Annotated in this window: 22 protein-coding genes and 1 riboswitch; of the genes, 21 read left to right on the top strand and 1 reads right to left on the bottom strand. The window is 44.3% G+C overall.

What is annotated here, in order from left to right:
• Window positions 1–80: 80 nt before the first annotated feature.
• From DC345_RS22230 to DC345_RS22155, 16 genes are all read left to right on the top strand, one after another.
• The gene (locus DC345_RS22230; protein WP_063565206.1) at window positions 81–998 is read left to right on the top strand and encodes an ABC transporter permease; all 918 of its coding nucleotides are present in this window, start codon (window positions 81–83) and stop codon (window positions 996–998) included.
• Window positions 999–1,037: 39 nt separating this feature from the next.
• Window positions 1,038–1,943, top strand: a complete 906-nt coding sequence (locus tag DC345_RS22225) for an ABC transporter permease (protein ID WP_397333718.1) — start codon at window positions 1,038–1,040, stop codon at window positions 1,941–1,943.
• 26 nt (window positions 1,944–1,969) lie between these two features.
• Complete coding sequence (locus tag DC345_RS22220) at window positions 1,970–4,003, top strand: alpha/beta hydrolase family protein (RefSeq protein ID WP_113054962.1); 2,034 nt, start codon at window positions 1,970–1,972, stop codon at window positions 4,001–4,003.
• Window positions 4,000–4,476: a hypothetical protein gene (locus DC345_RS22215; RefSeq protein WP_113054961.1), complete on the top strand. Its 477-nt coding sequence runs from the start codon at window positions 4,000–4,002 to the stop codon at window positions 4,474–4,476. The genes DC345_RS22220 and DC345_RS22215 overlap by 4 nt, the downstream gene beginning before the upstream one ends.
• Window positions 4,477–4,665: 189 nt before the next feature.
• Window positions 4,666–5,271, top strand: coding sequence for a pentapeptide repeat-containing protein (locus DC345_RS22210; protein ID WP_076288368.1), 606 nt, complete (start codon window positions 4,666–4,668; stop codon window positions 5,269–5,271).
• A gap of 139 nt (window positions 5,272–5,410) precedes the next feature.
• A complete protein-coding gene (locus DC345_RS22205) occupies window positions 5,411–5,794 on the top strand; it encodes a hypothetical protein (protein ID WP_113054960.1) in 384 nt (127 codons plus the stop codon).
• A gap of 71 nt (window positions 5,795–5,865) precedes the next feature.
• Window positions 5,866–6,402, top strand: a complete 537-nt coding sequence (locus DC345_RS22200) for a GNAT family N-acetyltransferase (RefSeq protein ID WP_113054959.1) — start codon at window positions 5,866–5,868, stop codon at window positions 6,400–6,402.
• 331 nt (window positions 6,403–6,733) lie between these two features.
• A complete protein-coding gene (locus DC345_RS22195; protein WP_113054958.1) occupies window positions 6,734–8,434 on the top strand; it encodes an NAD-dependent malic enzyme in 1,701 nt (566 codons plus the stop codon).
• A 537-nt stretch (window positions 8,435–8,971) separates the two neighbouring features.
• Complete coding sequence (locus tag DC345_RS22190; protein ID WP_113054957.1) at window positions 8,972–10,450, top strand: Lsa family ABC-F type ribosomal protection protein; 1,479 nt, start codon at window positions 8,972–8,974, stop codon at window positions 10,448–10,450.
• Window positions 10,451–10,672: 222 nt separating this feature from the next.
• Window positions 10,673–11,239: a TetR/AcrR family transcriptional regulator gene (locus DC345_RS22185; RefSeq protein ID WP_113054956.1), complete on the top strand. Its 567-nt coding sequence runs from the start codon at window positions 10,673–10,675 to the stop codon at window positions 11,237–11,239.
• Window positions 11,240–11,588: 349 nt separating this feature from the next.
• A complete protein-coding gene (locus DC345_RS22180) occupies window positions 11,589–12,743 on the top strand; it encodes a glycosyltransferase family 2 protein (protein WP_113054955.1) in 1,155 nt (384 codons plus the stop codon).
• A 33-nt stretch (window positions 12,744–12,776) separates the two neighbouring features.
• Window positions 12,777–14,057: an aminotransferase class III-fold pyridoxal phosphate-dependent enzyme gene (locus DC345_RS22175; RefSeq protein ID WP_113054954.1), complete on the top strand. Its 1,281-nt coding sequence runs from the start codon at window positions 12,777–12,779 to the stop codon at window positions 14,055–14,057.
• Between the two features lie 248 nt (window positions 14,058–14,305).
• Window positions 14,306–15,337: a zinc-dependent alcohol dehydrogenase gene (locus tag DC345_RS22170; protein ID WP_113054953.1), complete on the top strand. Its 1,032-nt coding sequence runs from the start codon at window positions 14,306–14,308 to the stop codon at window positions 15,335–15,337.
• An 82-nt stretch (window positions 15,338–15,419) separates the two neighbouring features.
• Entirely contained in the window at window positions 15,420–16,664 is a 1,245-nt protein-coding gene (locus DC345_RS22165; protein WP_113054952.1) for an MFS transporter, read from the top strand.
• Between the two features lie 65 nt (window positions 16,665–16,729).
• Window positions 16,730–17,323: a DUF1349 domain-containing protein gene (locus tag DC345_RS22160; protein WP_113054951.1), complete on the top strand. Its 594-nt coding sequence runs from the start codon at window positions 16,730–16,732 to the stop codon at window positions 17,321–17,323.
• A 47-nt stretch (window positions 17,324–17,370) separates the two neighbouring features.
• Entirely contained in the window at window positions 17,371–18,012 is a 642-nt protein-coding gene (locus DC345_RS22155; protein WP_167434879.1) for an HAD family hydrolase, read from the top strand.
• Here the strand turns inward: DC345_RS22155 and DC345_RS22150 are convergent.
• Entirely contained in the window at window positions 18,009–18,824 is an 816-nt protein-coding gene (locus DC345_RS22150) for an AraC family transcriptional regulator (protein WP_181586688.1), read from the bottom strand. The two genes, DC345_RS22155 and DC345_RS22150, sit on opposite strands and share 4 nt — an antisense overlap.
• Before the next feature lie 209 nt (window positions 18,825–19,033).
• Between DC345_RS22150 and DC345_RS22145 the strand changes: the two genes are divergently transcribed.
• The 5 genes from DC345_RS22145 (at window position 19,034) to DC345_RS22125 (ending at window position 22,926) form a co-directional block, all read left to right on the top strand.
• A complete protein-coding gene (locus DC345_RS22145; RefSeq protein ID WP_113054948.1) occupies window positions 19,034–20,164 on the top strand; it encodes an NAD(P)/FAD-dependent oxidoreductase in 1,131 nt (376 codons plus the stop codon).
• Between the two features lie 8 nt (window positions 20,165–20,172).
• A complete protein-coding gene (locus DC345_RS22140) occupies window positions 20,173–20,463 on the top strand; it encodes a hypothetical protein (protein ID WP_113054947.1) in 291 nt (96 codons plus the stop codon).
• 46 nt (window positions 20,464–20,509) lie between these two features.
• Window positions 20,510–20,608: riboswitch (TPP riboswitch) on the top strand.
• A 120-nt stretch (window positions 20,609–20,728) separates the two neighbouring features.
• Window positions 20,729–21,400 (top strand): thiaminase II, encoded by a 672-nt coding sequence (tenA, locus tag DC345_RS22135; RefSeq protein WP_113054946.1) that lies wholly within the window; start codon window positions 20,729–20,731, stop codon window positions 21,398–21,400.
• A gap of 43 nt (window positions 21,401–21,443) precedes the next feature.
• Window positions 21,444–21,977: a GNAT family N-acetyltransferase gene (locus DC345_RS22130; protein WP_113054945.1), complete on the top strand. Its 534-nt coding sequence runs from the start codon at window positions 21,444–21,446 to the stop codon at window positions 21,975–21,977.
• 49 nt (window positions 21,978–22,026) lie between these two features.
• On the top strand, window positions 22,027–22,926 hold the full coding sequence (locus tag DC345_RS22125) for a TetR/AcrR family transcriptional regulator (RefSeq protein ID WP_113054944.1): 900 nt from the start codon (window positions 22,027–22,029) through the stop codon (window positions 22,924–22,926).
• The last annotated feature ends 149 nt before the right edge of the window (window positions 22,927–23,075 follow it).

Raw genomic sequence — 23,075 nt, 5'->3', positions numbered from 1 at the left:
TTATGACAAGGATAAGCCGAGAACGGCAGGGACTGTACCACGTTCCTGTCGTTCTTTTTTAGAAGGAGGTGGACAGAGAAATGGGCAAATATGTACTTAAGTCACTACTGCAGGTTATTCCGGTCCTGTTCATTGTTTCACTAATCGTATTTATATTAGTCCGCGTCACGGGTGACCCGGTTGCTCTGATGCTGCCCGAAACAGCTACTGCTGAAGACCGCGCTGTATTAACGCAGGCACTCGGATTGGACCAGCCGTTATACACACAGTATATGAAGTTCCTTGGCAGCGCTTTGCAGGGAGACTTTGGTCAATCCTTCCGTTATGGAGAACCTGCTTTACAGCTTGTACTGGAACGATTGCCGGCCAGCTTTGAACTGGCTGTTGCAGCGATGTTTTTTGCCATTGTTATGGCTGTACCGCTTGGAGTTGCCTCAGCAGTCAAACGTAATACGTTTACCGATCTGATCATCTCCGGGATATCGGTCATTGGTAAAGCTATGCCGAACTTTTGGATGGGCATCATGCTCATTTTGTTATTTTCCGTGATGTGGGGAGTTTTGCCTGTATCTGGCCGCGGCGGAGTATCACATCTGATATTGCCTGCCTTTACATTAGGGGTCGGGCTTGCTGCTCAGATGACTCGTCTGATTCGCTCTAGCATGCTGGAAATTCTGAGTCAGGATTACATCCGTACAGCACGAAGCAAGGGGCTTGGAAGGATGGTCGTGATTGGCAAACATGCGTTTCGTAACGGATTGATTCCGGTCGTAACGATTATGAGTTTGCAGTTTACAAGCTTGATTGGTGGGACATTGATTACGGAGACGGTATTCTCCTGGCCCGGGCTGGGTCAGTTGCTGGTTGTTGCAGTCAACACCCATGACATGGCGATTGTACAGGCAGCTGTTTTTGTTATTGCGTTTATCGTGGTTGTAACGAATATTCTGACGGACGTGGCCTACCGACTGCTTGATCCACGCATTAAATACGATTAGAAGGAGGTGCAATCGATGACAGGCAGCAATGAAATGCCAATGCCGGGTGCAGAACAGGAACATGAGAATGTACGTACACCAACAGGACTTCGCTATATCTGGAAACAACTGATCGTCAGCAAGACCGGAATATTTGGTGCTGTGCTCGTTTTGTTGGTTGTGTTAATCGCCATATGGGCACCTCTGTTAACGAGTCATGACCCTGGTGCAGTGAATCCCCTCAATCGTCTTAAACCGCCAGCTTGGCTTGATGGGGGAACGGCTGAATACTGGCTGGGTACGGATAATCTGGGCAGGGACATGTGGAGCCGAATCGTATATGGTGCGCGTGTTTCATTAATCGTAGGAATGGGAGCAGTCATCGTGTCCGGAATCATCGGTGCCATTCTTGGTCTCTTGTCCGGATTTTACGGAAAATGGCTGGATGCAGTTATTATGCGCGTGGGTGATGCATTCATGGCCATCCCTACCATTCTGTTTATGCTCGTTGTGATGGCTATTGTGGGGCCTGGGATTACGACACTGATATTGGTTATCGGTGTGACGAACTGGGTTCCTTTCACCCGTGTGGTCCGCAGTGAAGTGTTAAGTATCAAGGAACGGGACTTTGTTCACGCTGCAAGATCGATCGGTGCCAAGAATGGGAGATTGATTCTAAAACACATTCTGCCGAATATCTTATCTTCCTTTATCGTGATCTGCGGTATGAATGTTGGGACCACGATCATAATGGAAGCTTCGCTCAGTTTCCTGGGCCTGGGCATTAAGCCACCTGACATTTCCTGGGGAGGTATGCTCAGTGATGGAAGACAATATGTAGCAACAAGCTGGTGGGTGGCAACTTTCCCTGGACTGGCAATTACCCTGACGGTCCTAGGTGTCATTTTCCTGGGAGATTGGTTGCGCGATGTACTTGATCCACGTACGGATACAAACAAGAAATAAGAAGAACGGAGAGGAGAGCCATGGACATGAATAAAAGACCGATCTTGCCAGAGGACTTATATCATTACCGCTGGGTTAGCCAGCCTGCAATCAATCAGGATGGTCAGGTGGCGTATGTTGAACAGACGATTGATCAGCAGAAAAATGAATATATTACGCAAATTCGTTGCGTTTCACTTGATGGCAGTAGGGACAAGCCCCTTACTGACGGAGTAAAGGATTCATCTCCTTCCTGGTCACCAGATGGAACACAGCTCGCTTTTTTACGATTGGAAAGTGGGGGTAAAGGGTTGTGGACCCTTGTCTCAGGTGATACAAAGGCTATAAATCTCATCTCGCCTGAGCGCAAGCTTTTACAATTTGTCTGGTCTCCGGATGGGCAATATATTGCATTTACAAGTAAAGTTGTGGAAGGCAAAGAAGAAGCGATGGTAGACAAAGAATCAAAGACAGAAGAACCACCTAGGGTAATTCCCCTGCGCGGCAAGGTGTTTGAACGTACGACACCCAAGGCGGAAGGCTCCGGCTGGTGGGATGGTCTGAATAGCCATCTGTTTGTATATGAGATTGGAAGTGGAAACATCACACAGGTCACAACCGGATCATGGAATGTTACTGCTCCGGTCTGGTCGCCAGACGGTCAGGCTATTTCCTTCATTTCCAAGCAGGTACAGGATGAGGGGGCGGATTCGGATCTGTTGTACTTTGCAGATGTACATACCGTGAAGCTGGCAAGCGGCGAGCAGTATAGAGTAACGAATTCCAGTCTTCAGGTGAGCCAGTTCGCCTATTCACCCGACGGAGAGCAGCTGGTTCTGATCGCCAGCGACCGAGAGTATGGCAGTGGAAGTCACAATAGACTATATGAAGTGCCGAGTAGTGGAGGTATTCCAAAGCAGCTGGCACCTGATGTCGATATGCAGTGGGGGAACGCAGCACTTGGGGACATGAAATCGGCAAGTCCATCCCCGTCGCCACTGATGGATGACCATCATGCGCAACTTACGGCATATATATTGGGTACCCAGGGTGGAAATGTGGACGTGTATCAATTCACCGAGGATGGGCATTGTCAATCCGTTACGGGAAGCGGGGAGAAGGATGTATATCAATATACCCTGTCACCTGATGGTAAGACGCTGGTCATTGGTGCATTGACTGAGGATCACCCTGGAGAACTGTACCGTGTGGATATTAACAGTGGTGTTATGTTCAGACTCACCCGGCGCAACGATGAATTTTTGGCAGGTTTGGAAGTCAATGTACCTGAACGTGTCGAGTTTACTTCGTCAGACGGATGGCCTATCCAGGGTTGGTTAGTGAAGCCGGCTCTGCAGAAATCGGACACGAAAGTGCCGATGATCTTACAGATTCACGGTGGACCGCATGCCATGTATACAGGCATCTTCAGCCACGAAATGCAGACACTTGCTGCACAGGGGTATGCCGTCCTATGGGTGAATCCCCGAGGAAGTATGGGGTACGGGCAGGAATTCGCCAGAGCTTGCCGCGGAGATTTTGCCGGGGGAGACTGTCGAGATCTGCTTGAAGCGGTGGACTATGCACTGGCAACATATGATTTTCTGGATGAAACACGTCTTGGTATAGGTGGGGGCAGTTACGGAGGTGTCATGACCAACTGGATCGTTGCTCATACCCATCGGTTTAAGGCGGCAGTAACGCAGCGCTGTATATCCAATTGGTTGTCCTTGTATGGAACCAGTGATATTGGAATCTCTTATGTGGAGGGCGTAATAGGCGGCAATCCGGCAGAACATGCAGATATGTTATGGTCTCGTTCTCCCCTTGCTCATGCGCACAAGATTGAAACACCACTTCTGATTATGCATGGAGAGCAAGATTATCGTACACCGATCGGACAAGCGGAGGAGTTATATACGACGTTAAAACGATATGGAAAAACGACTAAACTGATTCGATATCCAGGCTCCAATCATACTTTGCTCAAAAGCGGAAAACCCTCGCTGCGCGTGGATAGCTTTGAACAGGTAAATGCCTGGTTTAATCAATACCTCAGAGATGGAGAGGGCGGAGTATGAGCCGTGTTCAACTATCCATTCCTGTAGCTCTGTTCGTGGAAAATGTGCTGACGAGCGGTGAACCGGGCGAATTAATCATTGATTATTTGCAGAGAAAAGACTTCTCTTCGTTGTTATCCAAGATTAAGGAACCAACGATGGATATGAAGGAGAGACTGGACACAGCAGCTGAAGTTGGAGACAACTGGGAAGCGGCCATACGAAGCAGAGTCTATGAATTCAAATTTTTGCATATTAACGCCCTAAAAAGACTGCTCTATTTCCGGTTTGATCTCAAGGTAGAACAGGATTATATCCAGAATGAACTGTCACTGAAACATATTTACCTGACCTTACAAGAGATCGAGTTGCTGCAATTGTTGGTTGGCAGACAGTGGATTGTGCAAGAAGAAAAACAAAACCAAGACGAGCAGAGAGACAAGGGGGGAGATGTATCGCTTCGCATCCCTGTTCATATCCGATTGAAGTACTAGCTAAACACATTTATGGAGCCAAAAAGCCGCGTTTTTCGCGGTTTTTTTTATTAGAAATAGCTACGTTTTTTAGAAAAAAGTAACTTGACTTTTGCAGACGTTTAAGCAGGTACTTGACAGCCGTATGGTATATTATAAAAAGCTCTTTAATGGTGAACACATGATAATCTACAAGATGAGGTGTACGTGATGTATCAATATAAGGATCAGGAGTATGAAGGTGTGCATTTTGAAGGACGTGACTTGCGTTATGGAGAACTAATCAGCTGTGTTTTCAAACAGTGTACCTTTATGAACGCTTCGATGGAAGAAATCGAGACAAGCAACTGCCGTTTTATCGAGTGTGACTTTAAAGGTGCTTCCATGAATGGCTCCATCCATAGAGAATCGGCGTTTGAAAACTGTTTATTTGGCGGTGCTAATCTTTTTGCTTCCAAATTCACTTCCTGCAAGATGACTGGATCGGACTTTTCAGGTGCACAAATGGATGGTATTACTCTAAGTCAGGGTGATTGGTCTTATACGAATCTGAGACATACCCGATTGGGCAAACAGGATTTGCGAGGAATTCGTTTCTTTGAAGCTGACTTTACGGATACGGATTTTACGAAAGCAGATCTGAGAGACTGTGATCTCACAAGAGTAGTTTTAAGCAGAGCCAAGCTGCAAGGGGCCGACCTTAGAGGCGCTAACCTGGAAGGAATCGATCTGAAATCATTGGATATTAAAGGTGTACGTTTGGATCGCGAACAAGCGGTTCTATTTGTACGCTCTTATGGTGCGAAAGTAGATTAAGCTGAACCAGAAATAAGAAACCGCCTATAAGGCGGTTTTTTTGATATGGAAGTATTCCTATTCCATATCAAGCAATTTGCAGGAATAAGAGATATAAACTAGAAATTATAAATAAGTTTCAAATAAAAGGAGGCCGTTTATGTCGCCTACATTAATTACTATTGTTGCTGTTATTGGCTTTGGGCTTATAACAGGCACAATCACTATGATTATGGTATTTAAACTGCTCCGTAACAATAAACAGAGACATCACCTTCGAAAGAGTGTTTTAAGGGATGGAATTCCCGCAGAGGCGATAATTCATGACATTACACAAACTTCATCCAGTATGGATGGAAGGCCGGGAGTTCGATTGGATTTGACCGTAACTCAAGTTGACGGCCGTACCTTTCCCACGATTGTAGAAACATATATCCCGGTTACACATATTCCCCAATTCCAGAAAGGAAGTGTCATTCACGTAAGATACATAGCAAACGGAAATGAACGAAAGGTTGAAGTGGAGGATGCTTACATCCCGTAATTGAACTTGAATTTGAAAAACTTAGCTGAGACAAATAAAACAGAAATCGATTTAATCCAGGGGGGTATTTTTTGGAATTCATTAAAACCTATGATATGGATTTGAACGAAGAATGGTCAACGAATCTTCAGGAATTGCTTATTGCCAGTTTCCCAGAGGTTTATCCGAAAGACCGATTGTTTTTCAAGCAAATTCCACATTGCAGAATATTAGCATTCACTTCGGATAATCAACTGATTGGGCATGTAGGATTAGATTACAGAATGATGAATTTGAATGGAAAAGCAATAAGAGTCCTGGGTATCATTGATCTGTGTGTTTCCACTGCACATCGCTCTCAAGGAATCGGTTCCTTGCTGCTAGCGGAAGTGGAGAAGCTGTCCAAAGGGCATATTGATTTTGTGCTATTATTTGCTGATCATGAAGGCTTATATAGTAAAAATGGATACAAAACGGTTAACAACACCTGTAAGTGGTTGAAAATTGAGCATGAAACCTTAACAACAATTGGAGTTGGAATTCAGAAAGTTGAGGGGTTAATGGTTAGAGAAGTCGGAGCCATGCCATGGAGTGAAGGAGAACTCGATTTTTTAGGTTATCTATATTGAGTACAAAGAGCATTCACCCAAAAAGAATGAGAAAAAACTTGAGCCCATAAAAAAGGTGATCGAGCCACGAAATTTCGTGGTTTTTTTGTGTTTTAGGAGGATTTGTTCATAAAATTAATTTGTTGATAAATCTCAAATTGATAAATTTTATTTATCGATGTGAAATTGAATTTCATTCATGAAAGTTTCATGGGTTCGTTTACATGCCATAGAAAATATTTTATAATTGTCATCGGAAGAACTGTAACTAACTAAAAGTTACTTGGTGTTAAAAGTAAATTAAAAAGACGTTAAAACGTCAAGAGACATCATGAAAGAAGGCAATCAGTAAATGAACTCATTTTTTGTAGATTCTGATGGAAACTTGAAAACCTCTTTGAAAGGTAAGGATGTTCTGTCCAATCCTATGTTGAACAAGGGTACTGCCTTTAACGAAGAAGAAAGAAGAGAGCTTAACCTGAATGGCATCCTGCCACCGATGGTTTTAAATATTGAAGAACAAGTGAGTCGGGTATATCAGCAATTGCAAAATGAATCGGATAATTTACGGAAAAGCATCATGCTTAGTGATTTGTTCAACCGAAATATTGTACTATTTTACCGACTAATGAAGGATCATCTTAGTGAAATGCTGCCGATTGTGTATACACCTACGGTCGGACAAGCTATCCAGGAATATAGCCATCAGTACCACAGACCAGGTGGTCTATATTTATCCATTGATGATATGGATGGGCTGGAGGAAGCTTTCCGCAACAGTGGATTACATGCTGGAGATGTGGATTTGATTGTGGTGACCGACTCGGAAAGTATTCTGGGTATCGGAGACTGGGGCGTTGGCGGCATTAAAATTGCAATTGGTAAACTCGCGGTTTATACAGCAGCCGTAGGCGTTGATCCAAGCCGTGTATTGCCTGTTGTGCTGGACGTGGGAACCAATAATCCCAAACTGCTGAATGATCCATTGTATGTAGGTAATCGCCATGAACGTATTCGCGGGGAAAAATATGAGCAATTTATCGAAGCCTTTGTGAAAGAAACAACAAAGTGGTTCCCGGATGTGCTTCTGCACTGGGAAGACCTGGGCAGCGTGAATGCCAGAAATATTATTCAGAAATATGGGGAAGAACTGCTTACGTTTAATGATGATATACAGGGGACGGGTGCGGTAACACTTGCGGCGATTATGTCCGGGGTTCAAGTGACGGGTGTACCTCTTCGTGAGCATCGTGTTCTTGTATTTGGTCCAGGGGCCGCTGGTATTGGCAACGCGGATCAGATTCGTGACGCCATGATGGAAGAAGGGCTTGAGCAGGAGGAAGCGGAGAGCCGCTTCTGGGCATTCGATTACCGCGGAATCCTTACCGATGAGACGGAAGGTCTATTTGAATTCCAGAAACCATATGTACGTAAAGCTGCCGAAGTGAAAGATTGGGTATTGAATGAGCAGGGGCAGGTCAGTTTGCTGGAAGCTGTGAAACAGATTAAACCAACGATTCTGATCGGGACGTCCGGTGTGACAGGTGCCTTTAATGAACAAGTTATCAAAGAAATGGTGAAGCATGTGGAACGTCCAATCATTATGCCCATGTCCAACCCAACCTCGCTTGCCGAGGCAGCACCAAGAAGCTTAATTGAATGGACGGATGGCAAAGCACTCATTGCAACAGGCAGTCCATTTGAACCGGTCATGTTTAATGACACGTTGTATGAAATTGGTCAATCCAATAATGCTTTTGTGTTCCCTGGTTTGGGTCTGGGAGCGATTGTAGCGAAAGCATCTAAATTCACCAAAAACATGTTCACCGCAGCTGCAGTGGCCGTAGCTAATTCAGTAGACTCCTCTGCCCCAGGTGCTCCACTTCTGCCCAGAGTGAAAGAACTGCATGCTGTTTCGTACAAAGTTGCAGTGGCGGTCGCCAAGGCGGCAGTGGAAGATGGCGTTGCGCGTGTAGAGCTGAAAGACGTTGAAGAGGCTGTAAAAGCTGCCATGTGGCATCCGGTGTACAAACCGCTGTATGCGGCTGTTTAATAATTGAATACAGCGCGTAGTGACTATAAATCCTTATGGGTCTACTAAGGTGAATTTAGATTCTAAAAGGGGATCAGATTGATTTCTCGCCTTGACCCATGGCTGTATTCCATGTTAAGTTTCTGATATTAAATTGTTGAGCTTTTAAAAGGGGGATAGAGCAATGACTGAATTAGAGGTTGTAGATGTTTATGTGGACCTGTCAACGAACATGAACACTGACATGGTTCACAACATAACTAATCAGAATCCGGCACTTTATCCTCCTATGCATAGATCATCTTGGCGTTAAATTTTTGAACGCCGAGTCTCTTTATCATAGTCAGGTTGATGTAACGCAAAAAAAGCACCGGTGAGTGGGGCTTTTTTGCGTTTTTTCAATTGAGGATATTTTAATCACTCTGACACGACAAATATGTCATTCATGCAAGAGCGGATTGAAATTCTGAATTATGTTCAAATATAAAGTGAGGGACCATGTCGTAATAAATATCCCGTCGGTTTACTTTTATATTTCACATAAAAAGGATGATCTTTATGTCTTTAATTAACGTTACGAACCTAACCTTTGCCTATGATGGCAGTTACGATAATATATTTGAAAATGTGAGTTTTCAGCTGGACTCCGATTGGAAATTGGGCTTTACCGGAAGGAACGGCAGAGGCAAAACGACGTTCCTAAATCTGCTGCTTGGTAAATATGAATACAGCGGAACTATTTCTGCGAATGTTAGCTTTGAGTACTTTCCTTTTCAGGTTGAGAATATAGAAGCTATGACTCTAGATGTCATTGAAGAGGTCTATCCTGAATATTTACACTGGCAGTTGGTGCGAGAGCTTAACTTGTTAAAAGTTTCCGAAGATATCCTGTATCGGCCTTTCGATTCCTTGTCAAATGGAGAACAAACGAAGGTGATGCTGGCTGCCTTGTTCTTGAAGGATAATCGATTTTTGCTCATTGATGAACCTACCAATCATCTCGACATTCATGCGAGAAAACTCGTCAGTAATTATCTTCGTAGCAAAAGTGGATTTATTCTGGTGTCGCATGATCGATCCTTTCTGGATAACAGCGTAGACCACATCCTGTCCATTAATAAAAATAACATTGAGATTCAGAGAGGGAACTTCTCCGCTTGGTGGGAAAATAAACAAAGGCAAGATCAGTTTGAACTTGCAAGTAATGAGAAATTAATAAAGGACATCAAGCGTTTATCCGATTCTGCCAAACGGACGGGTGGATGGTCGCATGAAGTGGAAAGAACCAAAAATGGTACGAGAAATTCCGGTTCAAAGGTGGATAAAGGCTATATTGGACACAAGGCTGCCAAAATGATGAAACGTTCCAAAAATATTGAGCAGAGACAGCAATCTGCCATCCAAGAAAAGTCCAAACTGCTCAAAAATATCGAAAATGCAGAACGCCTCCAGATTCATCAACTGGATTTTCACAAAAAAGAACTTGTCGAATTGGAACATGTGTCGATTGCATACGGCTCCAATACGGTATGTAAGGACGTGTGTTTCACAGTTGAGAAAGGGGATCGTATTGCACTTTATGGTAAAAACGGATCGGGGAAATCAAGCATCCTTAAACTGATCTGTGATGAGGATATCCCTTATACAGGTCATTTTCGAAAGGATCATCAGCTTAAGATCTCCTATGTGTCGCAGGACACGTCTGATCTCGGCGGCCAATTATCGGATTATGCTGTCACGCAGGGAATCGATGAAAGCCTGTTTAAATCGATACTAAGAAAGCTTGATTTTTCCAGGCTGCAATTGGAGAAGGATATCTCAACGTATAGCGCAGGCCAAAAAAAGAAGGTGCTGATTGCCAAAAGTCTCAGTGAGCGAGCTCATTTGCACATTTGGGATGAACCTCTCAACTTTGTTGATGTCATCTCTCGTATGCAAATTGAAGACTTGCTGCTGGAGTACTCCCCAACCCTTCTGTTTGTAGAGCATGACAGTGAATTTTGCGCAAATATTGCAACCAGAATTATCGAGTTATGAGCAAAAGGGAAAGATAAAAGGTATATTCTAAGAGTCGCCGCTTGGCGGCTCTTAATCATTACATCTATCTTTGCAATACATAACCAATCATAGGTGATGCTTGTTACGTGTTCAGACATCGGAATTGTGAGCAACTATGCTATAATTTTATAGTCACAGCCAATCAAATGAGGGTTCATTGAATCAATTTATTGAATATATTCTCCAAGAGGTGTAAACCCGTTGAAAAAAGAAATGACATCGATGAAGCAAACGAGACTTAATTCCATCCTGGACGAAGCGACCAAACTGCTGATTGAAAAGCCCAATGCATCCATGAATGATATCGCAGACTCTGCAAAAATCGGCATTGCGACTCTTCATCGTTACGTGGAGAGTCGTGAACAATTAATGGTTTTTCTGGGCTTGCGTGCGATCGAGGTGGTCAGTGAGGCCATGCAAAACGTTCATCTGGATGAGGAAAACTGTGAAACGTATATTCCGGAACTGATCGAAGTGCTCATTCCGTTAGGGGATAAAATATTTTTCCTTACCCATGACGCAGCTATACACTATAACCCTGAGATTGAAGGAGCAGATTTGAAGCTGAGAGAACCTATACTGCATGCGGTCAGCTTGTTGCAGCAAAAGAATTATTTTCGCCAGGATGTCAATAAAAACTGGATTGTAGATGTGTTGTATTCTATCCTGTTTCTGACGTGGCAGCAGGTTGTAAGTGGTGACATTGCTCGTAAATCAGCAGCTTCGCTAGTTGTGGATACGTTCTATCATGGTTTTAGGGCCAGATAAGTAGCCGCTACCTTATAACAACGTACATTAATGCAAAATAACACCCCATTGTGGAGTCGGTCGTGTCATTGGATACGGACTCACTTTGGAGGTGTTTTTTTTGCGTGGAGAGCTATCGGCGCTACTTGAAAGGCGCATATTTTGTTTTCGGTACATATTCATATTTTAACAGAGTTCAGAATTTAAGATTTAAAACTTACAAAAAATGATATAAATTTCTAGTAGATTCAAATCATTACGAAAATAATACAGTGGATCTGCGACAAGGAGGTCGATAATCTGCACTGAACACGGTACCGTTTCAACTCGCTTTTACACTCATTCCATCATATCCAACAGGAGGGATTCCATGCTTTACACCATTATTGTGCCAGTTAACCAGGACTATAACATTTTGAACCTGTTCACGGACTCATTGCTACGGACTGTAAGCCCGTCCACTCAAATCATTTTTATCAACGATGGTTCCGGTTCTGCTGTCTCACAGCATTTGGAGAAACTGAAACAAGAGGTTAGAGAAGGTGTAACGATTGAAATTCTTCAGCATGATTTTCCACTTGGCTGTGCCGTATCAATCAATAGCGCGCTTCGGCGAGCAGAGGGAGATTATATTTTCTTCCTGGATTCCGATACGATTCTTCAACCGAACTGGCAATTAATGATGAAAGAGACGATGGACAGCGACATCACAATCGGTATGATTGGCGGTGTTCTGCTCTATCCGCAAACGGGAGGCGTGCAGCATTGTGGAATTGCATTTGCCGATACAATTGGTCGCCACTTATTTCTGAACGCTTCGCCTGAAGATATTCCGAAGGAAACATTTTCAGTTCAGCTTGTCGTATTCGCCATGTTTGGCATGAAGAGGGAAGTGTATGAAACGGTAGGCGAGCTGGATGAAAAGTTCTTTAACGGATATGAGGATTTTGATTATCAGATGCGAGCACGGGCAGCCGGATATGATACGGTCATTAATCCGAATATTCTCGCCTATCACTGGGAACGGAGCAGTGGCATTCATCGCAACTTCAACCGGAAAAACAATCTGGCACGTTTCTGGAAAAAGTGGGGTGGGGAAATTGAAGCCGATGTTTGGCCATTTGTATTCGGTCATCTGAAAGAACAGCTGGATAGCCAGAGTGAATATCAGCATCTGCCGATCGTTGGCATTGATCTTGCAGAGGTTCGCAGTGACGCGGATACGTTCTGGACCAAGCTGGAGGAAGCTGACATTGCACCTGTTGCTGAGGTACGTGACTATTCCAACCGTTTTAACTCGAATGGAGCCATTTGGCTACCGCAGGTTCTGGGCAAGGAGCTGATTCATAGCGAGAACCGATTATTGTTTCTGGTGGACAATTTCGCCCGGTTGTTGGAAAACCGTTACTGGATAGAGATGAGACATGCTCATCGGGCTAAAGATCTGATTATTGATCTGTATGGCAATGTCATCACCATGGATCGTATATATGATGGCTGCTGGCCAGGCTCCAAAGTTCGCTAACGCACAAACCAAGTAAACAGGGAGGAACCAAAGGTGAAATCAAAAGAGAGCACGCTGGATCGTGCCGTAAGGTTTACACGGAATCTGGAGTGGTTGGAACATGTCGAAAAGGTTATTCCGAGCGGATGCAGTACGTTAGCCAAAGCACCAGAACGCTTATTTCCGGGATATACACCCGTATGCTGCGCAGAGGCACGCAATTCCCGTTTTATAGATATCGATGGAAATGAATGGTTGGATTGTGAGATGGCCATGGGTACGGCTCCATGGGGACATGCACGACATGAAGTTCAACTGACCGTCATCCATCAGCTGAAAAAAGGGACAAGTTATTCTATTCCTGCTGACATTGAACTTGAATGCGCTGAATTGATTTTGGAACGGTTTGAAGGCCGCTACCCCTCATTGCGGTTCACCAAAAGTGGCGCCGATGCAGTCAGTGGAGCCGTACGTCTGGCGCGTGCGGGAAGTGGCAAAAGCAGGGTCATCGCGACGGCCTATCATGGGTGGCATGACTGGTCTGCCTATGGGTACTATGGCCGCGAAACGAAAGAACGAGGCATCCCCGTGGATATCGAACGCACAACAATCTGGATAGAAAAGCCCTCACCAGAGCGTATCGAGGCCCAAATCCAATCCTCTCCCGAGGATATCGCCTGCATTGTCCTTTGTCCAAATGAATGGAAACGTGAGCCGTTGGCACAAGTTGTTTCCCTATGTCGGTCATTGGATATCATTGTCATATTTGATGAAGTCACCTCAGGCATACGAATGGGCAAGCAAGCTACAGCTGGGGAATATGATATCTGGCCGGATCTGCTCTGTATTTCCAAAGGCATGGCGAATGGACTGCCACTCGCAGCCGTAATGGGGCCAGAACATCTGATGTCATTATCAGGACAGGTCAGATTCAGCAATGCCCATTCCAGCGAGACCACTGCACTAGCGGCAGCGATTGCATGTGAGAGATTGATGAAAAGCGCTAAAGTATGGCCGAGCTGGCGCGAGGCTACTATCCGGATTATGGATCTGATTGAAGCTGAACTCGTACTTCTTGGATTAACCGATCAATTGGTGCTGAAGGGTACTTATGCGAGTTTCTCCATTAGCTCTATTTCGGAGGAAAACTTTCATACTGATCCTTTTCGAGAGTTTATGGTCAAACGAATGGCCCACTTCGGAATATTCACCAAAGGGTACTTTATTTTCTCTGATGCTCATACCCGGGAAGAATTATTGTGGGTGGAAGAAGCTCTCTTGCAGACACTATCCGACTGGAAAGAAGTTCTGAAACAGGAACACTTTTCGAATTGAGATTTACGAAAACGTTTAAAATTATATTCAAATTATATTCGTTGAACTATTCATTTACACGTGAACGGAGAGGACAGAATAAACCTGAAAAAGCGGAGCGGTCGCCTTTATTCCCGGATTTTCCCCTTTAAAAAAGGAATTAAAAAATCTGGGGATAACAGCGATTGGAAGGTTGTTCTGTCATCGGAGTGGATTGTGTAAAATCTTTATTTCAACTTATATAAAACATCGACTAGGAGGAATATTCAATGAAAGCACTCGTATATCAGGATCTTAAACAGGTGACTTACCAGGATATTGAGGAGCCAACCATTCAAAAGCCAAACCAGGTAAAAATTAAAATCTATGGTTCAGGTATTTGCGGTACAGACCTGAATATTGTCAAAGGCAAAGTGCCTGCGAATAAAGGGACGATTATTGGTCATGAAGGTGTCGGCACAGTAGTTGAGGTGGGCGATGAAGTTCGTGGTTTCAAGATCGGTGATCGGGTATTAGTTGATCCCACGCAATCTTGCGGTACCTGCTCCTATTGCCGCGAAGGTCTGTTCATCTATTGCGAGAATTTTGATGACTATCAAGTAGGCATGACGACACACGGAACCTTTGCTGAATATTTTGTTGGGGACGAAAAGTATATCTATGCCATCCCGGATTCCATGAGCTGGGAAACGGCCATGATGATCGAACCACTGGGATGTGTACTTCAGACGTTCATGAAAGCAGGGACTAAGCCTAGTGACTCAGTACTGGTCCTCGGTTCTGGTGCAATCGGTTCCCTGTGTCAGCTTGTGAGCAAACGATTGGCAAGGCTTACTGTAGGCACGGAAGTTGATCCATTCCGCAAAGAGTTCGCTTCAGAGATCGCGGATCATGTGTTCTATCCTCAGGATCTGACACTGGATAAAGTATACGAGATCAATAATAACAAGAAGTTTGATATTGTAGTGGACGCGGTTGGTAACCAGCTTCATGTAGGCTTTGAGATGATTGCCAAAGGCGGCAAGATCATTCCTATGGGTTATGACGACAGCTATGAGGTCACGTTCAAATCAACTGCCGTGATTAATGATGGCATTAGTATCATCGGTGCGGTAGCTAATCACTCGATGATCAGTACAGCATTGAAATTTGCACAAAGTATTCCGGAACTGGAGCAAATGGTTACCTCTACGGAACTGCTGAGTGATTATGAACAGGCATTCAATGGGACAATCGGTTATCATCTGCGTACCGGAGAGAAATTGCCCATGAATTCGGTTAAAACAGCTCTGATCTTGTAAGCATGTAGATATTGGCAGGTTTGCCGCTGCGAAAAGCAGGAATTCGCAGCGGTCAAACACCACAAAAAAAGGGGGATATCGATTGAAGCTGCTACAGGATTTGCCGAGAAATCCGCGGTACTCCATCTTACTTGAACCGGTATGGGCCATTCCGGGCACGATTGTTCTTTTTTATGCTCCCTTATATATGAAGGAAGCCGGACTTTCGGATATTGAAATTGGTTTGATCAATTCGGTGAATCTTTACTTTGCCTTTATATTTCAGTTATTTGCGGGTTCAATCACGAATAAGCTTGGTCGCAAGCGAACAACACTGATTTTTGATCTGATAGCCTGGAGTGTTCCCATGTTCATCTGGGCGTTTTCCCAGAATTTTTGGTTGTTTTTGATCGCTTACCTGTTGAATGCAACCTCCAAATTTGTGACGGTTTCCTTCAACTGTCTCATTATCGAGGATGTTGAGGAACACAAGCGCTCCAAGGTATTCGCCATTCTTAACATGATCATTACTGGTGCTGGAGTACTTACACCGATCGCCGGGGTAGTGATTGCCGATTTTGGCATTGTGCCAACACTAGCCAGTATTTATTTTGTCGGTGGCATCCTCATGACCGTCATGTTCTTCATTCGCAACCGATATACGGATGAGACCGCAGTAGGGAAGGAACTTATGGGAATGCATAGCCAGACCCGGGTGATTCAGAGTCTGGCTTCCAGTCTGCGACTTTTCGGCAAATCGTTCTACAAACGGAGGCTTTTACCGATTATTCTCATCACGGTGCTTTCCAATCTGATCCTGCAGCTGAACTTTTTTCAGGTGATTTTTTTCAAGGAACAGTTAAAATTCAATGATCAGATTATTTCATTTATCCCGGTCGTCACCGCAGTAACCGTCATGCTCTTGTATTTAGTCATTATCCCGCGTCTGAAACGGCGTTCAGAAGAAACGTATGTCAGTTTCTCGATCATTCTGAGTACAGTGGGTGCAATACTTTTTCTGTTGATACCTGCGGGGAATATGGCCATGTTATTTCTGACTCTAATTATACTTGCGGCAGGCAATTTCATCTTGCAAACGTATCGGGATTCACTGCTTATGAACCGATTGGGTACACATGAAAAAGCAGATATGTTCTCGGCTGTGCAGACCGTTATGACGTTAACAGCGATTCCATCAGGTTACCTGACAGGGCTGCTGTATCACTATAACCCCGTGCTGTTATTCAGTGTCATTCTTGTACTTTATATCGTACTCATGGTCATCATGTTATTCCTCCCTGATCCCCGGAAACACTCCCAGGCAATCAGTACTTACAAAAATATGTAGGAGAAGGGGTTTTCTGTATATGAAACGAATATATAATACAGAAAATGAACCTGGGAGGCATAGCAATGACAAACGTATTTGCAACAGAAACAAGAAACCAAATGAACTGGATTAATGAGCCGAAGAGCTGGTCTTATACCGATCAAGGAGTTCTAATTGTAGAAGCTCAGGCTGATACGGACTTTTTTCAAGATCCAGCGGGTAAGCATATCCGTGCAACCGCGCCATTTCTGTCGATGCCGGTGCCTAACGATTTTGAAATGACGACCCAGCTAACCGTGGACATGCAACATCAGTATGATTCCGGATGTTTGATGGTGATGGCGGATGAGCGAAACTGGTGCAAACTTTGTTTTGAGTATGATGGAAAAGCGGCGACCATTGTGTCGGTAGTAACAAAGGAAGGTTCATCCGACGATTGTAATTCGGTTGAAGTTCCCGTAACCAATCCTTATCTGCGCATACGCAAAGTGGAGGACTGCATTTCATTCTTTTATTCACCCGATGGGGTGGAATGGAAATTAATTAGATATTTCGGCATGCCGATAGAGGGGGAGATCCGGGCTGGAGTTGTTGGACAGTCACCAGCCGGAACGGGATGCACCTGTCACTTTTTGTCGATGAATGTTACCCGTCCGGACGTGACTGCACGCTTCTAAGCCCATCTCCCTGCCAATCGGCTGATCATTGGAGGGAGAAAAGCGGAATGGTAAAAGCTTTTATTTTGGATTTTGATGGACTTATTGTGGACACGGAGACACCTTGGTTCTATGCTTTTCGCGATATTTATAAAGAGCATGGACTTGAACTTGGCCTGGAGCTTTGGTCGAAAAATGTAGGGACATCGTTTGAAGAATTTCATCCTTTTCTATATCTGGAGCAAGCGTTGCAAAAACCGATCGATCATGATCATATCAAGTTGCTCTCTGAACAGAAATATGAAGCATATCTGGGGCAGGCAGCCATTCTTCCAGGCGTGCATGAGCTGCTCCAGTCTGCCCGTAAAAAAGGGATTGGGCTTGCCGTTGCTTCCAGTTCTACCCGGGATTGGGTTCATGGTTATTTGCGGACACTCGGCATTTTCGAACTATTTGATGTCATTCATACAGCAGAGGACGTCAAGCGGGTCAAACCGGACCCGGAATTGTATCTGCTTGCCCTGGAGAGTCTCGGGATCGGGGCGTCCGAAGCGGTTGTGTTCGAAGACTCACCGAATGGACTGAAGGCAGCCAAAGCCGCGGGGATTCGCTGTGTCATTGTGCCTAACGAGGTAACGCGTAATCTGGAATTCTCGAAGTATGATCTGCGGTTAACCTCGCTGGCAGAGATCACGATGGAAATTCTTTAACCCTGGTATTGCTTGCGTAACTCAATAGGAGAGATCCCTTCATATTTTTTGAAAACGGATCCAAAATAACTGGCGCTGTTGAAACCGACAGCCCGAGCAATCTCGTGGGCCGTTATTCCAGCGTTATGGACGAGCATTTCCTTGGCCTTCAATAACCGATATCGTGTCAGATAATCAAGCGGAGTCATTTGGAATTCCTTTTTGAATATCCGATTTAGATGCTGTTCGGTGACGTCCATTTGCTGAGCCAGCATGGAGAGCGAGATATCCTGATCATAATTTTGCTTGATAAAAGTAACCAGTCCGCCCAGCTTTAATCGGGCATCCGAACGTTCATAAGCACCATAACGATCGCCATCAATCGTTAACCTGACCAGAAGCATGTACAGCAATGCGGATACGTGCCAGATCTGATCCTTGTGCCGGGACTGTAGCGCCAACGTTATTTCATGCAGCAGGATATGAAGCATTCCATCCGGCTTGAAGGCGCGCAGCTCCCCGATTTGCAAGGTATGCAGAAACCGTGGCAATAAATAGCCATTAAAAGACAGACAATCGAACAACAATGAATCACTCAGATTGTCGTAACGATATGTCACCTCCGGAAACATAATAAGAGCTGTTCCTTTTCGAATTGAAAACTCATGATTTTGGGCTGCGATTTTCCCTGTTCCCCCGATACACTGCACAATACTGTAATCCCGCGAATGGCCGTTCCAATTCATTAATTCATCTACGGTCAGCTGGTTTTGACCTGTAATCATAAGCGGCATATCGGGATCCAGTGAATTCCCCATACTAGGTTTCGGCATCGTTGTGTTATTCCTCATTTCGTTAAAGGTCGTGTGCGTAAATGGCGTGGATACAGCGTTAAAAGAAACCTGATTTGAATTATATTACATAAATAACATTTTATCGAAAACCTTTTAGGAACATGTATCATAATGTCGATGCCGTACCATTATCAGACGAAGCAGTATGCGTTATAATGGTTACAGTGATTTAGGAAAGGGATGCAGTCATGAAGAAAGTCATCGTCGTAGGATCAGGAATTCTTGGGGCTTCCACAGCGTATCAATTGGCAAAACGGGGTGCGGAAGTTCTTATTATAGACCGGAAAGATCGGGGACAGGCTACGGATGCTGCTGCCGGGATTATCTGTCCCTGGTTATCTCAGCGCCGTAATCAGAATTGGTATCAGCTTGCCAAGGCAGGTGCACGTTTTTATCCCGGGTTGATTGAAGAACTCAAGAGTGAAGGGGAAACGGAAACAGGATATGCTCAAGTGGGTGCACTAAGTATTCATACGGATGTGGAGAAAATTAACAAGATACAGGAGCGGGCACAACTTCGTAAAGAAGATGCACCGGAGATTGCGGAGATTACCCTTCTGGATGCAAAAGAAACCCATGAGCGTTTTCCTCTTCTGGAGGAGAACTTTCAGTCAGTCTACATCAGCGGAGCTGCGCGTATCGATGGACGTGCACTGCGTGATGCGTTAATTCGATCGGCTCAGCGAAATGGGGCGGTCCTGATGAATGGGGACGCGACACTTCAATATGAATCGGACCGAGTAACTGGAGTGGTTGTTGAAGGTAAAGTCATATCGGCTGACGAGGTTATTGTGTGTGCCGGCGCTTGGGCTAATGAACTGTTGAAGCCCTTGGGCATTGATTTTAAGGTTCATTATCAGAAGGCGCAAATTATGCACTTGCAGGTTCACGATCGAGAGGACACTGGGAACTGGCCTGTTGTCATGCCTCCTTCGGATCAATATCTGTTAGCCTTTGATCAACAGAAGATTGTGATCGGAGCGACTCACGAAAATGATATTGAAGGATACGATACAAGAGTAACCGCAGGCGGAATGCAGGAAATTTTGAATAAAGGATTGGAACTGGCTCCCGGTTTAGCTGATAGCACGTTTCAGGAAGTAAGAGTAGGATTTCGTCCATTTACACCAGGTTTTCTTCCAGTAATGGGTGCTGTTCCAGGTTGGAATGGTTTGATCACAGCCAACGGGCTTGGAGCGTCTGGTCTAACGATGGGGCCTTTTATTGGAAGTCAACTTGCCAAATTGGCTCTGGGTATGGATTTGGATATCGATATTCAGCCATATGACCTTGGAAAAGCAATGGATGATCAGAAATGAGGTGAACTATGACGTATTCACAGCGCTTAACCCACGGCTACTCCTCAGACATCATCTATCTGGAGCACCAGATTGCCATCGAAGAAGAGGAATTGGCAAAAGCTGAGGAAAAGCGGCGGACATATGAATCGGATTTAGATCAGTTAAGGACGTCTCCCGGGTATCATTCAACTTCAGCAACGAACGTCTCTAATGAGCAAAAATGGGTCGATGAATTAAACAAATTACAAAGTATAATTAAGGATATCCGGACCCGACTTAAGAACTTGCAAGAAGATTTAGCAGAACTTGAAGATTAATAGGAATGGATTGACATTTGGAAAAACACATGTTGTAATAAGCCTGAGCTATTTGCAGGGGGACTGTTCGCAGTTGAGAAGGTTAAAACCTGACCCTTTGAACCTGTTAGTTAAGACTGACGTAGGGAGCAAATGACATGTACTCATGTTATTTTGCCCTTGCCGAAAATAGGTCAAGGGCTTTTTGGTCTGCATTTTGGACGACAGAACGCGATAGCTGGATGTGAAGCGGGACATTATGATTTTAATAAAAGGAGAAATGATCATGTCATTTTCGAGAACGTTAAAAGACAAGTCCAGAGCCGTATGGGAAGATGGATACAACCATCCTTTTTTACACGAGATGGGAAAAGGCACATTGGATCAGGAAGCGTTTAAGTTTTATCTTCTTCAGGACTATACATATCTGATTGAATATGCGAAGATTTTTGCCATGGGTGCGGTGAAGGCGACAGATGAAAAACTGATGACGAACTTTACGGTGATTCAACACGCTATTCTGTACGAAGAAATGGATTTGCATCGAAATTATATGAATGAATTTGGGATTACACTGGATGGAAATCATGCTGTCAAACCATCACTATACAACAAGGCGTATACGTCGAATATGATGAGTGTTGCACAAACAGGTGGGGTAGCCGAAATCATCGCCGTCATTTTTCCTTGTGCATGGACGTATTACGACTATGCCACAAGATTAAAAGAACAATATCGAGATTCGTTAGAGGGCAATTTCTATCAGACTTGGATCGAAAATTATGCAAGTGATGAATTCCGCGACTCATTCGAATGGTTCTATGATACACTTGATGCATTATGTGAACATAAAACCGAGCAGGAGCTGGAGGCCATAGAAGACATATTCAGAAGAAGTGTTGAATTTGAATATCTGTTCTGGGATATGGCGTATAAACGGCAACTCTCGTACTTCTGATGAATGCAATCTACTACAACCAGAGATAAGGATGAACATACAGATGGACAATCGTGAGGAACGTATCTATTTACGATTTTTGAATGTGGAGGACGCGCCGACACTGCTGGATTTGCAGATCCGGAACCGGGCTGTTTTCGAAGAGATATCGGCAAGTGAACGATCGGAGACATTCTATACACTGGAGGGTCAAGTTGCACTTCTCGAAGGTTGGAGCAAGGCCAGGGAAGAAGGGAAACGATACTCTTTCGGGATCTTCCTGAACCATACACATGAGCTCATTGGAGAGATTTCTCTGTTCGAACTTGAACTGGATTCCACAGCCAAATGGATTGTCGGTTATGTGCTGGATCAGGTACAGAATGGCAAGGGATACATGAGTGAAGCCCTTCGGCTAGCCCTGGATTTCGCCATGAATGAAGCGGGAATAAAACGAGTGGAGGCAGGTGCACTTCCCGACAATGCCGGATCAATTCGAGTGTTGCGTAAAGCGGGCTTCCAGGAAACAGATCGCCAGAATATTAAAATCAAGGGGATTTGGAAAGAACATGTGATGTTTGCAGTGGATTTGCAGTAGATTATTAGATGTCTTGAAGTGAACCGCTCAAATCATCCAGGGGGAGCTTATGAATAAACGGAAACAAATGTTATTGGACTCAGCACTTGTGCTCTTTGAGAAACATGGAGTAACCAACACCTCCATTCAAATGATCCTAGACGAGTCAGGTGTGTCCAAAGGAACATTTTATAAATTCTTTGGTTCCAAGGATGATTGTATTCTTGCCATTTTAGAGCAGCGTGTAGAGGAAGATATGATGATTCGCAAAGATTTGGAGAGCCGAAGCTATGCATCCGATTTTGACTTACTGGTAGATCAAATTATGGTTCCGATGATTTTGCCGGAAAAAAAGCTTGTTGTGGAGCTATTCTGGACAGGCTTCTACTCTGGAGAATGCAATCTGGAGAACTTGACTCGTATGCAGTTAAATTGGTTATCTGACCGACTGGTTCAGGTATTTGGTGAAGAATTGAAACCCTTTGCTTATGAAGGGGCTATTTTTGGTTTTGGCATGATACATCAAATCTCGAATATGTGGAGAAACTTCCAACTTGCCCAGCCGAATTGGAAGCATCTTGTACCCAAAATCCTGATTTACATTGAAATTTTGCTTCGTTCCATGCTGGAAAGACAAGAGCATATTATTGATTTTCCAAGTCTGTTGGTGATCGCTCCTGGTTCCAAAGAAATTGCACTGGATAAAAACAACCTGATTGCGAGTCTTCAGAAATTCAGTCATTCCATTCTCCACTCGGAAGCATCTATGAAAGCGAAAGAACTGACCAAAGGGCTGCTTGCTTTAGTCGAGCAGAAAGAGATCAATATTTCCATGTTGGAAGTAACGCTGCAGGCGTTTCAAACGGAATTTGAATTGTCTTCTCTGAACTGCGAAGCTAGTATGATTGTCAAAGATTGTAGCTTATATCTCGAACAAATCAGACAGGGTCCGATGGATAGCACGAAATAGAACACACCTTAACACAGCGTTTATCCCTGAAGTGGAGAGGCTTCTGTTTATTTGTAATACACAAAAAAAGCGGCAGATTGGACGTAAAGCTTAGGGTCCTAATCTGTCGCTTTTATACAAGATACGATAGGCTCTACATGAAGTAATTC

Origin of the sequence: Paenibacillus taichungensis (assembly GCF_003287275.1) — a bacterium.
GTDB classification, from domain to species: domain Bacteria; phylum Bacillota; class Bacilli; order Paenibacillales; family Paenibacillaceae; genus Paenibacillus; species Paenibacillus taichungensis_A.
This window is presented reverse-complemented; position numbering and strand designations above follow the sequence as displayed.